This window comes from Allobosea sp. Root381, from assembly GCF_001429395.1.
Lineage (GTDB): Bacteria > Pseudomonadota > Alphaproteobacteria > Rhizobiales > Beijerinckiaceae > Allobosea.
This window is the reverse complement of sequence record NZ_LMJT01000010.1, coordinates 57,674-70,793: the sequence shown is the minus strand read 5'-3', so window position 1 is coordinate 70,793 and position 13,120 is coordinate 57,674. Positions and strand designations below refer to the sequence as shown.

11 protein-coding genes are annotated in these 13,120 nt (G+C 66.7%); 5 read left to right on the top strand and 6 right to left on the bottom strand.

Annotated elements, in window-relative coordinates; genetic code table 11:
• Positions 1 to 64 precede the first annotated feature (64 nt).
• The 4 genes from polA (at position 65) to ASE63_RS10885 (ending at position 5,693) form a co-directional block, all read left to right on the top strand.
• Positions 65 to 3,103 carry a DNA polymerase I gene (gene polA / locus ASE63_RS10900; RefSeq protein WP_056800886.1) on the top strand — a complete coding sequence of 1,013 codons (3,039 nt, stop codon included), beginning with the start codon at positions 65 to 67 and terminating at the stop codon, positions 3,101 to 3,103.
• Positions 3,104 to 3,423: 320 nt separating this feature from the next.
• Positions 3,424 to 3,789, top strand: a complete 366-nt coding sequence (locus tag ASE63_RS10895; RefSeq protein WP_056800811.1) for a hypothetical protein — start codon at positions 3,424 to 3,426, stop codon at positions 3,787 to 3,789.
• Positions 3,790 to 3,793: 4 nt separating this feature from the next.
• The gene (locus ASE63_RS10890; protein WP_056800810.1) at positions 3,794 to 4,231 is read left to right on the top strand and encodes a hypothetical protein; all 438 of its coding nucleotides are present in this window, start codon (positions 3,794 to 3,796) and stop codon (positions 4,229 to 4,231) included.
• A 133-nt stretch (positions 4,232 to 4,364) separates the two neighbouring features.
• A complete protein-coding gene (locus ASE63_RS10885; RefSeq protein ID WP_056800807.1) occupies positions 4,365 to 5,693 on the top strand; it encodes a CHASE3 domain-containing protein in 1,329 nt (442 codons plus the stop codon).
• Positions 5,694 to 5,780: 87 nt separating this feature from the next.
• On the opposite strand, the gene cysK is transcribed toward ASE63_RS10885, so the two are convergent.
• The 3 genes from cysK to dut all read right to left on the bottom strand — a co-directional run bounded on the left by cysK (position 5,781) and on the right by dut (position 7,812).
• Positions 5,781 to 6,734, bottom strand: a complete 954-nt coding sequence (gene cysK, locus ASE63_RS10880; protein WP_056800884.1) for a cysteine synthase A — start codon at positions 6,732 to 6,734, stop codon at positions 5,781 to 5,783.
• A gap of 95 nt (positions 6,735 to 6,829) precedes the next feature.
• Positions 6,830 to 7,282: an Rrf2 family transcriptional regulator gene (locus ASE63_RS10875; protein ID WP_056800805.1), complete on the bottom strand. Its 453-nt coding sequence runs from the start codon at positions 7,280 to 7,282 to the stop codon at positions 6,830 to 6,832.
• Positions 7,279 to 7,812, bottom strand: a complete 534-nt coding sequence (dut, locus tag ASE63_RS10870; RefSeq protein WP_056800803.1) for a dUTP diphosphatase — start codon at positions 7,810 to 7,812, stop codon at positions 7,279 to 7,281. Before dut ends, ASE63_RS10875 begins: the two co-directional genes overlap by 4 nt.
• Before the next feature lie 222 nt (positions 7,813 to 8,034).
• Between dut and ASE63_RS10865 the strand changes: the two genes are divergently transcribed.
• On the top strand, positions 8,035 to 8,874 hold the full coding sequence (locus tag ASE63_RS10865; RefSeq protein WP_082609832.1) for an amino acid ABC transporter substrate-binding protein: 840 nt from the start codon (positions 8,035 to 8,037) through the stop codon (positions 8,872 to 8,874).
• A gap of 111 nt (positions 8,875 to 8,985) precedes the next feature.
• On the opposite strand, the gene ASE63_RS10860 is transcribed toward ASE63_RS10865, so the two are convergent.
• From ASE63_RS10860 to ASE63_RS10850, 3 genes are all read right to left on the bottom strand, one after another.
• The gene (locus ASE63_RS10860) at positions 8,986 to 10,425 is read right to left on the bottom strand and encodes an FAD-binding oxidoreductase (RefSeq protein WP_056800799.1); all 1,440 of its coding nucleotides are present in this window, start codon (positions 10,423 to 10,425) and stop codon (positions 8,986 to 8,988) included.
• A gap of 398 nt (positions 10,426 to 10,823) precedes the next feature.
• The gene (locus ASE63_RS10855) at positions 10,824 to 11,996 is read right to left on the bottom strand and encodes a Gfo/Idh/MocA family oxidoreductase (RefSeq protein ID WP_056800882.1); all 1,173 of its coding nucleotides are present in this window, start codon (positions 11,994 to 11,996) and stop codon (positions 10,824 to 10,826) included.
• Between the two features lie 143 nt (positions 11,997 to 12,139).
• Positions 12,140 to 13,099, bottom strand: a complete 960-nt coding sequence (locus ASE63_RS10850) for a substrate-binding domain-containing protein (protein WP_056800797.1) — start codon at positions 13,097 to 13,099, stop codon at positions 12,140 to 12,142.
• Positions 13,100 to 13,120 lie beyond the last annotated feature (21 nt).

Genomic DNA, 13,120 nt, shown 5'->3' with positions numbered 1-13,120 from the left:
CTTCTTGCGAATCGCCCCATCCGCGCGATGGACCGGCCGCCGCCGCCCGCTTATGGTCCGCGCCATGAGCGAGACAGCCCCCACCGCCCCGGACCTGAAGCCCGGCGACCATCTCTTCCTGGTCGACGGCTCGAACTTCATCTTCCGGGCCTATTTCCAGTCGATCAACCAGGACCGGAAATACAATGCCCGCTCGGACGGACTGCCCTCGGGCGCGGTCCGGTTGTTCGCGACCAAGCTGTTCCAGTTCGTGCGCGACGGCGTGCTCGGCGTCAGGCCGACCCATCTCGCCATCGTCTTCGACAAGTCGGAGAACTCGTTCCGCAAGGCGATCTATCCGGCCTACAAGGGCAATCGCTCCGATCCGCCGCCCGATCTCATCCCGCAGTTTCCGCTGATGCGCGAAGCGGTCAGGGCCTTCGGGCTCCTGCCGGTGGAGCAGGACGTCTACGAGGCCGACGACCTGATCGCGACCTATGCGAAGCAGGCCCGCGAGGCCGGCGCCGAGGTGCTGATCGTCTCGGCCGACAAGGATCTGATGCAGCTCGTCGGCCCCGGCGTCGCCATGTACGATCCGGCCTCGGGCGACCAGAAGAAGGGCGCCGGCTTCCGGCCCGAGCGCCGCATCGGCGAGCCCGAGGTCGTCGAGTATTTCGGCGTGACGCCAGACAAGGTCACCGACGTCCAGGCGCTGGCGGGCGACGCCACCGACAATGTTCCCGGCGCACCCGGCATCGGCATCAAGACGGCCGCCCAACTCATCGGCGAATATGGCGATCTCGAAACCCTGCTCGCCCGCGCCGGCGAGATCAAGCAGCCGAAGCGTAGGGAGACGCTGACCAATCCCGAGATCGTCGAGAAGATCCGCATCTCGCACAAGCTCGTCAGCCTCGTCGACGACGTCAAGGTCGAGACGCCGCTGTCGCATCTGACATTGTCGCAACCCGATCCCGGCAAGCTCATCGCCTTCCTCAAGGCGATGGAGTTCACCACCATCACCAAGCGCGTCGCCGAAGCCTACGAGGCCGACGTCGCCGCCATCGATGCCGACCCGGCGCTCGCTCCCGGCGGCTCGCGCGCCGCGGAACTCAAGGCGCTCTATGCCGGCGCGGAGGCGACCACGGACGGTCCGGCGGTCCCCGCTACGCTCGATCCGCTCGCACCCGCGCAGCCGGCAGGCGCCGCGCCGGGCGGCGATGGCTGGATGCAACCGGCCGATCTCGCCGCGTCCCGCAAGAACGAGGTCCTCGCCCAGAAGATCGACCGGAGCGCCTATGAATGCGTCCGGGACCTGGATTCGCTGATGCGCTGGATCGGCTGGGCCTATGAGGCCGGCCATGTCGCGATCGACACCGAGACCAGCGCCATCGACCCGATGCAGGCGGACCTCGTCGGCATCTCGATGGCCGTGGCGCCGGGGCGGGCCTGCTATGTCCCGCTGCAGCATCGCGGCGGCAGCGACCTCTTCGGCGGCGGCATGGTCGAGGGCCAGATTCCGCTGGCCGAGGCGATCGCGGCGATCAAGCCGCTGCTCGCCGATCCGGGCGTGCTGAAGATCGGCCAGAACCTCAAATACGATCTCGTCCTGCTGAAGCGCTACGGCCTCGAGGTCGCGCCCATCGAGGACACGATGCTGATCTCCTATGCGCTCGATGCCGGCAACAACAGCCACGGCATGGACAAGCTCTCCGAGCTGCATCTCGGCCATGAGACGATCACGTTCGGGCAGGTCGCCGGCACCGGCAAGGCGCAGGTCAGCTTCGACAAGGTCGCGCTCGACAAGGCGACCGACTACGCCGCCGAGGATGCCGACGTGACGCTCAGGCTCTGGCGCACGCTGAAGCCGCGCCTCGCCGCCGAGAGCAAGATGACGGTCTATGAGACGCTGGAGCGTCCGCTGGTCGCCGTGCTCGCCCGGATGGAGGCGCGCGGCATCGCCATCGACCGGCAGATCCTGTCGCGGCTTTCCGGCGATTTCGCCCAGTCGCTGGCCCGGCTCGAAGATGAGATCTACGAGCTCGCCGGCGAGAAGTTCACGATCGGCTCACCCAAACAGCTCGGCGACATCCTGTTCGGCAAGATGGGCCTTGCCGGTGCCAAGAAGACGGCGACCGGACAATGGGCCACGGGCGCGGGCGTGCTCGAGGATCTGGCCGAGCAGGGGCATCCGCTGCCGTCGAAAATCCTGGAATGGCGCCAACTCGCCAAGCTGAAATCGACCTACACCGACTCGCTGCCGGCCTATGTGAACCAGCAGACCCAGCGCGTGCACACCTCCTACGCCCTGGCGGCGACGACCACGGGCCGGCTCTCCTCCTCCGAGCCGAACCTGCAGAACATCCCGATCCGCACCGAGGCCGGACGCAAGATCAGGACGGCCTTCATTCCCGAAAAGGGATACAAGCTGGTCTCGGCCGATTACAGCCAGATCGAGCTCCGGCTGCTCGCCCATATCGCCGAGATCCCGCAATTGCGGCAGGCCTTCGCCGACGGGGTCGACATCCATGCAATGACGGCGTCGGAGATGTTCGGCGTCCCGGTCGAGGGCATGCCGAGCGAGGTGCGCCGCCGCGCAAAGGCGATCAATTTCGGCATCATCTACGGCATCTCTGCCTTCGGCCTGGCGAACCAGCTCGGCATCGGCCGCGAGGAGGCGAGCGCCTATATCCGGAAGTATTTCGAGCGCTTCCCCGGCATCCGCGACTATATGGACCAGACTAAGACCTTCGTGCGCACCAACGGCCATGTCGAGACGATCTTCGGCCGCGTCTGCCATTTCCCGGCGGTGGCCTCGAAAAACCCGTCCGAGCGCGCCTTCGTCGAGCGCCAGGCGATCAACGCACCGATCCAGGGCTCGGCCGCCGACATCATCCGCCGCGCGATGATCCGGATGGAAGATGCGCTGACCGCGGCGAGGCTCGATGTCCGCATGCTGCTGCAGGTGCATGACGAACTGGTCTTCGAGGTGCCGGATGCCCAAGTCGAGGCTGCCCTTCCCGTGATCACGAAGGTCATGGTCGAGGCGCCGCATCCGGCAGTCCAGCTACGCGTACCGCTCCAGGTCGAGGCGCGCGCGGCCGGCAACTGGGACGAGGCGCACTAGGCTCGAGGCAGAACAGCCAGTCCCGCTCGGCGCGGCTCTCGATTTCGCATGGGCATCGGGTCGCCCGGGTTCCTGTCGACACCGGCCCCCTCTCGACTTCGGCCCCGCTCGCGGCCATGCTGTGCGAGAGGATGTCGCCCGCTGCCATGCGGGCGGAGCGGGCGCCGATCCAGAGACAGCCACCGTGGCGACGGCCGACCCGGATAGGGCCTTCCGGAACCCGAGCGGCCTCGATGCGTTGCCCCAAGGCTCGTCCGGCAGGGGTGGTAGCGCCCTTTCGGACCCGTTCAACAGACCGATACAGGCAAGGGATCAGCGACATGGCCACCAGCCCCACCAGTTCCGCAAAGCGCCAGGCCGCAGCGTCCGCCAAGCGGGCAAAGGACGAGGCTGTCGCCGGCAGCGAGAACATCGCGGCGGAAGCGCGCCGGGTCGCGGCGTCAACCAAGCACGAAGCCGGCGCGATCGAGGACAGCCTCTCCCGCGGCGCAGAGGACCTGGTCGCAACCGTCGGCGAGCGCCTGCGTTCGGCTGGCGTCGACACAGACCGCATGGTCGAGGTCGCCAAGGAACAGGCGACTGATCTTCAGCATCTGATCGAGGAGGAAATCCGGGAGCGGCCGCTGCGTGCGCTCGGGCTTGCGGCTGCGGTCGGCCTGTTCGTCGGCTTCCTGTCGGCACGCTGAATCGATGGCAGGGGGACTCGGCGGCTTCATCGCGTCGGAGATTTCCGGCGCCGTCCGGCGGAACGTGACCGTCTACGTGCTGATGGGCTTTGCGGCGCTGCTGATGTTCTGCGCTGCGGGCTATGCACTCAACGCACTGCATTCGCATCTGGCGCTGCAGCACGGCACGGTGGCGGCGAGCCTCTATATCGCCGGCGGGCTTCTACTGGTCGCGCTGGTCGCGCTCGGTATCGCACTCTACCTGAAGAACCGCCGTCGCCCGGGCCCTCCCGTCGCAGCAACCGCGATGATGGCAGCGCCGCTGCTGGCCCCATTGGCGGCCAAGCTCGCCGGTTCGCGCAAGGGCTGGCGCGTCGCGCTGATCGGCGGCGTCGTGGTGCTTGGCGCCGTGCTCGGCCGACAGTTCTTCAACAACGACGACACCGGCGAGGGCGACGCGTGATGTCCGGCACTGGGGCACGCGTCAGCCCGAGATCGCGGCTGCCGCGCATTTCGCACTCGGATCGGAGATCGCGTCCTGCAACACGGTCCTCATGCCAGGTCGGGTGAGGCCGCGGGACCGCTTTCTGTACCCGATGATTCCGGCCCTCAGGGCGCGCCTCCGCTCGGCCACGACCACCGTCATCGCGATCGGCGTCGTCGCCGTCGCCATCGTGCTCGCGGCATGGATCAATCTCCAGGCGCAGCGAATGGCCGAGCGCGTCTCGCGCGCAATCGCGGTACGCGAGAATGCCGAGCGTTTCCTCGGGCATCTTCGCGATGCCGAGACGGGTCAGCGCGGATACATGCTGACCGATACCGCGCGCTATCTGATCCCCTACACCACCGGCCGCGACGCCGTCCTTCCGGCTCTCGAGAGGCTCGAAAGACTGGTCGAGAACGATCCGCCGCAACAGCAGCGGGTCGCGGCGCTCCGGCCGCTGGCCGAGCGCAAGCTCGCAGAGCTCGATGCCATGGTGGCACTCGTGCGTGACGGGCGCCCGGCGGAAGCGCTCGCCGCGATGCGCGACGACGCTGGCATCGGCGCCATGGACGCGCTGCGCGAGGCGGTCCAGCAGGTCCAACTGACCGAGAACCTTCGGCTCGTCGCACTGAACCGCCGAGAGATGCGCCGGCGCCTGCTCGGGAGCGTCGGCATCGTCGTGGCGCTGGCGGGGCTCGCCTTCGCGGCCTGGATGCAGCTGCGCACCCGCCACCGCCGCAGCCAGGCACTGGCGATGAGCAACGCCGAGCTGGAGCAGATCGTCAGCGAGCGCACCCGCGAACTCGAGAACGAACACCTGCGCATCGAGGCCCTGCTGCGCGACGTCAACCACCGCGTCGGCAACAATCTCGCCATGGTCTCGGCGCTGCTTAACGTCCAGAGTCGGCAGAGCCGCGAGCCCACCGTGCGCCTGGCCCTCCAGCAGGCACAGGCGCGCATCCAGGCGATCGCCGCCGGGCAGCGCCGCCTGCGCCTCGACCTCGACACCGACGAGATCGAGGCACGGCCCTATATGGAGGATCTGCTGGCAGAGATCGGCAAGGCCGCCGAAGGGCGCCCGATCGGCATGAAGCTCGCCATGGATTCGATCCGCCTGCCCGGGCGCGACGCGGTATCCTTCGTCGTGATCGTCAACGAGCTGGTGACGAACGCGATCAAGCATGCCTTCCCGGACGGGATGAAGGGCCAGATCGTGATCCGTTTCGAGGAGACGCCCCTGGAGAGCGAGCCGGCCCTTGCCCTCTCCGTGGAGGATGACGGCATTGGGATGCCGGCCGAGCTCGAAAACAAGGGGCTCGGCCAGACCGTGATCGCGAGCCTGCTGCGAAGCATGCAGGCGACGATGACCACGAAGCCCCTCGCTCCGGATTCGGCCCGGCCCGGCACCTGCGTGACGCTGATCTTCCCCAAGCGCGCCTGAGCGCAAGAGCCGGATATGGCAAAAGACCCGGTCGCGCGGACCGGGCCTTCTTCATCTCGGCGTGCCCGGTCCGGGGCTGCTTAGTCTTCAGAGCCCTTCGAACAAAGCGCTGGAAATGTAACGCTCGGCGAACGAGGGCACGATCACCACGATCGTCTTTCCGGCATTTTCCGGTCGTGCACCCACCTCGAGCGCCACCGCGATCGCGGCGCCCGACGAGATGCCGGCGGGAATGCCTTCCTTCTTCGCCAGGGCCCGCGCGGTCTCAAACGAGGTCTGGTTGCCGACCGTGACGACCTCGTCGATCACCGCGCGGTCGAGGATGCCCGGGACGAAGCCGGCGCCGATGCCCTGGATCTTGTGCGGGCCGGGTGCGCCGCCCGACAGGACCGGAGAATCCTCCGGCTCGACCGCGATCATCTTCAGGCCGGGCTTGCGGGCCTTGAGGACCTGCCCGACGCCCGTGATCGTGCCGCCCGTACCGACGCCGGACACGATGATGTCGACCTTGCCTTCCGTGTCGTTCCAGATTTCCTCGGCGGTGGTCTTGCGGTGGATCTCGGGGTTATGCGGGTTCTCGAACTGCTGCGGGATGATCGCACCCGGAATCTCGCTCTTGAGTTCCTCGGCCTTGGCCACGGCACCGCGCATGCCGCCGGGGCCCGGCGTCAGCACCAGCTCGGCACCGAGAAGGGCCAGCATCTTGCGCCGCTCGATCGACATCGTCTCGGGCATCACAAGGATCAGCCGGTAGCCGCGCGCGGCCGCGACGAAGGCCAGCGCGATGCCTGTGTTCCCGGAGGTCGGCTCGATCAGCGTGCCGCCCGGCTTCAGTGCCCCGGAAGCCTCGAGCGCGTCGATCATGCTGACGCCGATGCGGTCCTTGACGCTCGAGATCGGGTTGAAGAATTCGAGCTTGGCCAGGATCGTCGCCTTGACACCGCGCTCGGCCGGGAGGCGATTGAGCTTGACCAGCGGCGTATCGCCGATGGTGTCGGTGATCGACTCGTAGATCCGGCCGCGGCCGGGCACCTTTGCCATGGGAACCTCCTTGGGAGCGACGGTCACGCACCGCCGTCAGGCCATCAGGCTATGCCAATACACGAGCACTGTCGATGAATAGAATAATTCACGACCTATATTGTAAAATCGGCACCGAGCCCTGTGTCGCTCAGAACCTTCCTCTGCTGCGCCCGCCTACAAAGCTCCTCGACCGTGACGTCGTCCAGCGCGGCGAGAAAAACCTCGGAGGCCCGCATGACCTCCGGCCCAATCACCTCGTCGACAAGCCGTGAGCGCGGCGCCGGGCCGAGCGCCTCCTCGCCGGCGTCCTGCATAGCGGCGCGCGCGATGTCGCCGGCGGTGATGCGGCGCCGTTCCCGCGCCAGTTCATAACCGCCGCGCGGGCCACGGACGCCCTTGAGGATGCCGGCCCGGACCAGCGCCTGCAGCAGCGTCTCGAGATGGCGCGGCGGCAGTTGGTGGCGCGCCGCCAGCAGCTTGGCCGCCACGGGATAGGGCCTCGCATGGAGGGCGATATCGACGACCGCCGCGATGGCGAGCTGGCTGCGGCGTGAGAGTAGGATCACGCGCTGGCTCCCTCTGGAGTCGTGTCGGGGCCGCCCGATGCGCCGTGGGAAACGCCGGTCGAGCCGAAACCGCCGCCGCCGCGGCCGGTCGAGGCCGAAAATCTCTCGACGACCTTGAAGGTCGGACGAAGGATCGGCACGAAGACGAGCTGCGCGATCCTGTCTCCGGGCATGATCGTGATCGGTTCGCTGCCCGGCGCGTTTCGCAGCCAGGCGCTGATGAAGATCTGATTGGTATAGTCGGCGTCGATCGTTCCGACGCCCTGGCCCAGGACCAAGCCCTTCTTGTGGCCCAACCCGGAGCGCGCCAGCAGGAACGCCGCCATATTCGGATGGTTCATCTGCACGGCTATGCCGGATGGGATCAGAATGGCGGCAGCCTGCGGCTGGATTTCGAGCGGAGTGTCGACACAGGCGAACAGGTCGATTCCGGCTGAAAGGTCGGTCTGATAGCTGGGAAGCCCCCAATCAAATATGCGGCCGTCCAGAACCTTGATCTCGAATTGGGGATTTTCAAACGGTACGTCCAACGTCGAACCTCGTCTTCCTCGGTCAAATCTGCCCGGCGGAGATTGTTCCCCAGGGCACGAGCAGGAGCAAGCAGCCCCGGCGGTTCCAGGGTCTCAGACCTGATCAATCTTCATCCCAGCCGTGCGCCTTCCGCGCCCGCAAGCCTTAGCCTATTGCGGCAACGTTTTTCGATTCATCCATCTGGTCTATCGTGCGCGCTGACCTAAAGGCGGAAGGCGACCATGCGAGCTTTTTTGATAGCGGTTCTCGGCATAGCGATGTCGACGGCGAGCGTGGCGGCCGACACTCTGGAACGGGCCCGCGAGACAGGGACATTGCGGCTCGGCTTCCGGATCGATGCGCCGCCATATTCCTACCGCACGGCCAACGGCGATCCGGCCGGCTACATCGTCGATCTTTGCCGGGAAGTCGCCGCTGGCGTGAAGAATGCGCAGGGGCTCGCTTCGCTCAAGATCGACTATGTCGAGGTCCCCTCTACCGCGCGGCTGGAAGCGCTGCGGGATGGGAAGATCGACATCCTTTGCGATCCGACCTCGATGACGATGTCGCGTCGCGCCGTCGTCGATTTTTCGCTGCCGACCTTCATCGATGGCGCCGGAGTCCTGCACCGGGTCAATGAGTTCAACCGGCTCGAGGATCTGCGCGGCAGGAAGATCGGCGTGCTCGGCGGCACCACGACCGAGGAGGTCCTGAAGACGACCTTGGCGCAACTCGGGATCGCGGCCGAGATCATTCCGATGCAGGCCCATCCCGACGGGGTCCGGAACCTGTCCGCGGGAAAGATCGACGCCTATTTCGCCGACCGCGGGATCCTGAACTATCATCTGCGCAGCAGCCAGAACCGCTCCGGCATGAAGCTTTCCGACCAGTATTTCACCTTCGAGACCTATGCGCTGGCCCTGCCGCGTGGCGACGAGAAGCTGCGCCTGCTTGTCGATGCCACGCTGGCAGAGCTCTATCGCACGGATCGCGTGAAGGAGATTTATGCTCGCAGTTTCGGCAGCTTCCCGCCGGATCAGTTCATTCGTGCCCTGTTCGTCATCAACGGCGTGCCCAAATAGCGCCGCGTTCCACGATTCCCGATAATTGCCCCCCGCCGCAGGGGGCGCTTGTCCGCCACCCTGCGGCATCGGCAGTCATTCGCGATCTGCCATAGACCCGCGCGACGCGGTTCAGGCGGCCCTTGTCTTCGCCGTCGGCATCACATTCTGATTCACGCGGAACAGGTTGGACGGGTCGTAGCGCTGCTTCAGCGCGGCAAGGCGATGATAGCTGGCCCCATAGGCCTCCGGGACACGATCCAGCTCGTCCGCCGGCATGAAGTTGATATAGGCCGTCCCGGCCGCATAGGGCCTTGCGTTGTAGAACACCTCCCGGGCCCAGCCGATGCAGGCCTGATCCATGTCGTGCTCGCGCCAACGCGCATGGACGTTCATGACGAAATGGGAGCTGCGCTGGGGGAATGCCGTCGCAGCGGCCGGGACGCGGCCCGCCGCACCGCCGATATGGGCGATGAAGATTTCGCATTCGGGGCCCGGCAGACGGCGCGCCGCGCCGATCAGGACTGCGATGGCCGCATCGGAGAGCTCGGTGAAGTCGTGGCTCTTCCAGTAGTTGCGGGCGCCCTCCGTGAGCAGGGGATCGAAAGCCTGCTGCCAAGCGGTGAAGGGGGCCGGCGCCACCACATCGGCGATCGGCTTGCCGATCGAGCGCAGCCTGGCCGTCGCCTTCTCGCCTTCGGCAAGGTCACCGCAATGGCACATGGCGAGGATCAGCACGCCCTTACCGTGCCACGCCTCCGGCAGGAAAGGCAGAGGCGGCGCCTGCCGCATCACGGCCCAGCATGTCAGCTCGTCCGGAGCGGCCTCAAGCGCCTCGCGATACTCCTTCAGAACCCGTTCGGCATCCTCGAGCGGATGCACGACCAGGCCCGCCAGCACCTGCGTCCCAAGTTTGTGAAGCCTGAACTCGAACGCCGTCACGACCCCGAAATTGCCGCCGCCGCCGCGCAGGGCCCAGAACAGATCGGGTTCTTCGGTCTCGCTCGCCCGCCGGAGTTCGCCATCGGCGGTCACGACCTCGACCGAGACCAGATTGTCGAGCGTCAGCCCGAACTTCCGCGTGATCCAGCCGAAGCCTCCCCCCAGTGTCAGCCCCGCGATACCCGTCGTCGAGTTGACGCCCGTCGGAACGATCAGCCCGGCGGCCTGCGTTTCCCTGTCGAGATCGGCGAGCGTCGCGCCCGGCTCGACCCGAGCGCGCTGCGCGGCCGGATCGACGCGGATCGATTTCATCTGCGAAAGATCGATCATCACGCCGCCGTCGCAGACGGCATTTCCGGCAATGCCGTGGCCACCGCCACGCACCGAGACGAGCAGCCCGTTGTCGTTCGCGAAACGAACCGCGCCGACGACATCGCCTGTGTCCCGACAGCGTATGATCAGCCCGGGCCTGCGATCGATCATTCCATTCCAGATCGCGCGTGCGCCGTCGTAATCCGTGTCACTCGCGCCCAGGATGCTGCCGCGAAGTTGCGAGGCGAGCGCTTCGATGACCGGGGCCGCGATGGTCTTCTTTCCGCCCGCCAGTGTCGTCAGGTCGTATGCAGGCATGGTGAACCCTCCCGAACGGTTGCGTCGAGCTTTCGCCCCCCGGCTGTCGGGAATATGCGCCCATTCATGCCCCCCATCAGTGATGCAGGTCACACAGCCGGGAGCTTCGATCAGTCGATCTACGGAGTATCCGCGTGGCCGAGCGAGCCCCCATCACCACCCGGTCGCGGTCTTGAGGACGTCGCAGAGCAGAACCAGCGCCAGCACCAGCAGGCTGATTTCGATCACTGAAATCGGCCTGGGGTTCGAGCCGCCGGATTCATCGGGCGACATCGCGCTGTCACTGCCCCTGTGCGTCCCGGGCGGTTCGCGGACCGTTTTCCGATCAGGGGGACGCGCCGATGACATGTGGTTCCCTCCGGGCTTCCACCACTAGTCGCGGTGGAAGCGCCTCGGGTTCAATTTGCCTGCTCGAAGCGTGTCCAGCGTCGCGCCGCCGAGGATGCGACGGCGCATTCGATGAAGTGCACGCCGCGTGCTCCGTCGGTCACGCGCGGGTAATCGGCGTCCAGGGGATCGGCCATGCTGCCAGCGCGCCGGGCGCGGATATCGGCGAAGATGCCGCGATAGACATTGGCGAAGGCTTCGATGAAGCCTTCCGGGTGGCCGGAGGGCAGGCGCACGGCGCGCCGCGCCGCCTCGCCGAGCCAGGGCGAGCCGCGGGTCAGAATCTCGGCCGCACCGTCGCGACGATGGTGGACGAGACGGTTGGGCTCCTCCTGCCGCCATTCCAGCGTGCCGAGTTCGCCCGCGATACGCAGGCGCAGGTCGTTCTCCATGCCGGCATTGATCTGCGAGGCAACGAGCACGCCGCGCGCGCCCCCGGTGAAGCGCAGCAGCATGCTGGCGTCGTCGTCGAGCGCGCGGCCCGGCACCAGCGCTCCGAGATCGGCGACGAGTTCCTCGATCTCCAGCCCCGTCACGCTCGAGACCAGATTCTCGGCATGAGAACCGATATCGCCGAGCGCGCCGGCGATGCCGCTGCGGGCCGGATCGGTGCGCCAGCCGGCCTGCTTGTTGCCGGTGGTCTCCAGCGCGGTGGCGAGCCAGCCCTGATTGTACTCGACGACGACCTTGCGGATGGCGCCGAGCGCGCCGGACCGCACCATTTCGCGCGCCTGCCGCACCATCGGGTAGCCGGTGTAGTTGTAGGTGACGCCGAAGACGCCGCCCTGCGCCTTCACCGTCGCGACGAGTGCGTCCGCCTGCTGGCCGGTATGAACCAGCGGCTTGTCGCAGACGACGCTGAAGCCCGCCTCCGCAAAGGCCTGGGCGATCGGAAAATGGCTGTCGGTCGGCGTCACGATCACGACGGCGTCGACGCGCTCGCCAGGCCCGCGCTTCAGCTCGGCGTCGAGCAGTGCCTGCCAGCTGCCATGATTATGCTCGTCCGCGAGGCCGAGCGCGCGGCCCGAGGCGAGGGCCTTCTCGGCTGTCGAGGACAGCGCCCCGGCGGCCAGCTCGGCCAGGCCGTCCAGCGCGATGGCATGGCGATGCACCGCACCGATGAAGGCACCGTGTCCACCACCGACCATGGCGTAGCGCAGGCGTTGCGGGGCTTCATCGGTCATCGGCTGGTCCATGTCGGGGAAGGCGTCGATGCCCGTCATTGCGAGGAGGCGTGAGCCGACGAAGCAATCCAGGGGGACGTAGCGCTCTACGACGCTGGATTGCTTCGCTCCGTTCGCAATGACGGGCGCTTGTCAGCGCCGGTTCAGAACGGCGAGTCGGGGAAGTGGAAGTCCTTGGCGTTGCTCTTGTCGATCAGCACCGAGGGGATGATCGTCGTCGACGGCAGCTTCTCGCCCTTCAGGCGGGCCTCGGCCGTGAGCTTGATCGCGTCGTAGATGAATTTCGGCGAATAGCTGACATTGGCCTGGATGCGCGGATCCTTGCCGTCGATGATCAGCTTGACCATGTCCTTGGCGCCGGCGCCGCCGAAGATCACCTTGATGTCCTTGCGGTTTGCCTGGTCGATGGCGCGGATGGCGCCGAAGGCCATGTCGTCATCGGCCGCCCAGATCGCATCGATGTCCTTGAAGCGGGTCAGGAAATCCTGCGTCACCTTGTAGGCGTCGTCGCGGTTCCAGTTGGCGTATTTCGCGTCAAGCAGCTTGACGTCCGGATTGGCCTTGAGCACGGCGTTGAAGGCATCCATGCGTTCGTTGTCGAGCGTCGTCGGGATGCCACGCAGCGCCACGACATTGCCCTTGCCGCCGAGCGTCTTGACGATGTACTCGGCCGGAATCCTGCCGAAGGCGGTGTTGTCGCCGGCGACATAGGCATCCTGCGCCGCGGTATCGGTCAGGCCGCGGTCGACGACGGTGACATAGGTGCCCTTGGCCTTCACATTGGCGACCGGCCGCGTCAGCGCCGCCGACTCGAAGGGGAAGACCACGAGCGCGTTGATCTTGTTGACCGTGCTGAGATCCTGCAGCTGGTTGGCCTGCTCGGTCGCGTTGGCGGCGGTGCGGATCGTGATCTTGAGGTCTTTGTGGGCGGCCTCAAGCTCCTTTTTCGCCTGGTTCGCCCAGTAGTTGATGCCGCCCATGAAGCTGTGCGTCGCGGCCGGGATCGAGACGCCGAGATTGACCGGCTCGGCAGCGACGCCGGTTGCGGCGAAGGCGAGGCCCGCTGCGGCGAGCATGAGGCTGCGTCTGGTCTGCTTGAGCATGGCTTCTCTCCCTTTACAGCC

Bases quoted from the DNA above. Each gene is read 5' to 3' on its own strand.
- polA (WP_056800886.1), top strand. From the start codon at position 65: ATGAGCGAGACAGCCCCCACCGCCCCGGACCTGAAGCCCGGCGACCAT.
- ASE63_RS10895 (WP_056800811.1), top strand. From the start codon at position 3,424: ATGGCCACCAGCCCCACCAGTTCCGCAAAGCGCCAGGCCGCAGCGTCC.
- ASE63_RS10890 (WP_056800810.1), top strand. From the start codon at position 3,794: ATGGCAGGGGGACTCGGCGGCTTCATCGCGTCGGAGATTTCCGGCGCC.
- ASE63_RS10885 (WP_056800807.1), top strand. From the start codon at position 4,365: ATGATTCCGGCCCTCAGGGCGCGCCTCCGCTCGGCCACGACCACCGTC.
- cysK (WP_056800884.1), bottom strand. From the start codon at position 6,734: ATGGCAAAGGTGCCCGGCCGCGGCCGGATCTACGAGTCGATCACCGAC.
- ASE63_RS10865 (WP_082609832.1), top strand. From the start codon at position 8,035: ATGCGAGCTTTTTTGATAGCGGTTCTCGGCATAGCGATGTCGACGGCG.
- ASE63_RS10860 (WP_056800799.1), bottom strand. From the start codon at position 10,425: ATGCCTGCATACGACCTGACGACACTGGCGGGCGGAAAGAAGACCATC.
- ASE63_RS10855 (WP_056800882.1), bottom strand. From the start codon at position 11,996: ATGACCGATGAAGCCCCGCAACGCCTGCGCTACGCCATGGTCGGTGGT.
- ASE63_RS10850 (WP_056800797.1), bottom strand. From the start codon at position 13,099: ATGCTCAAGCAGACCAGACGCAGCCTCATGCTCGCCGCAGCGGGCCTC.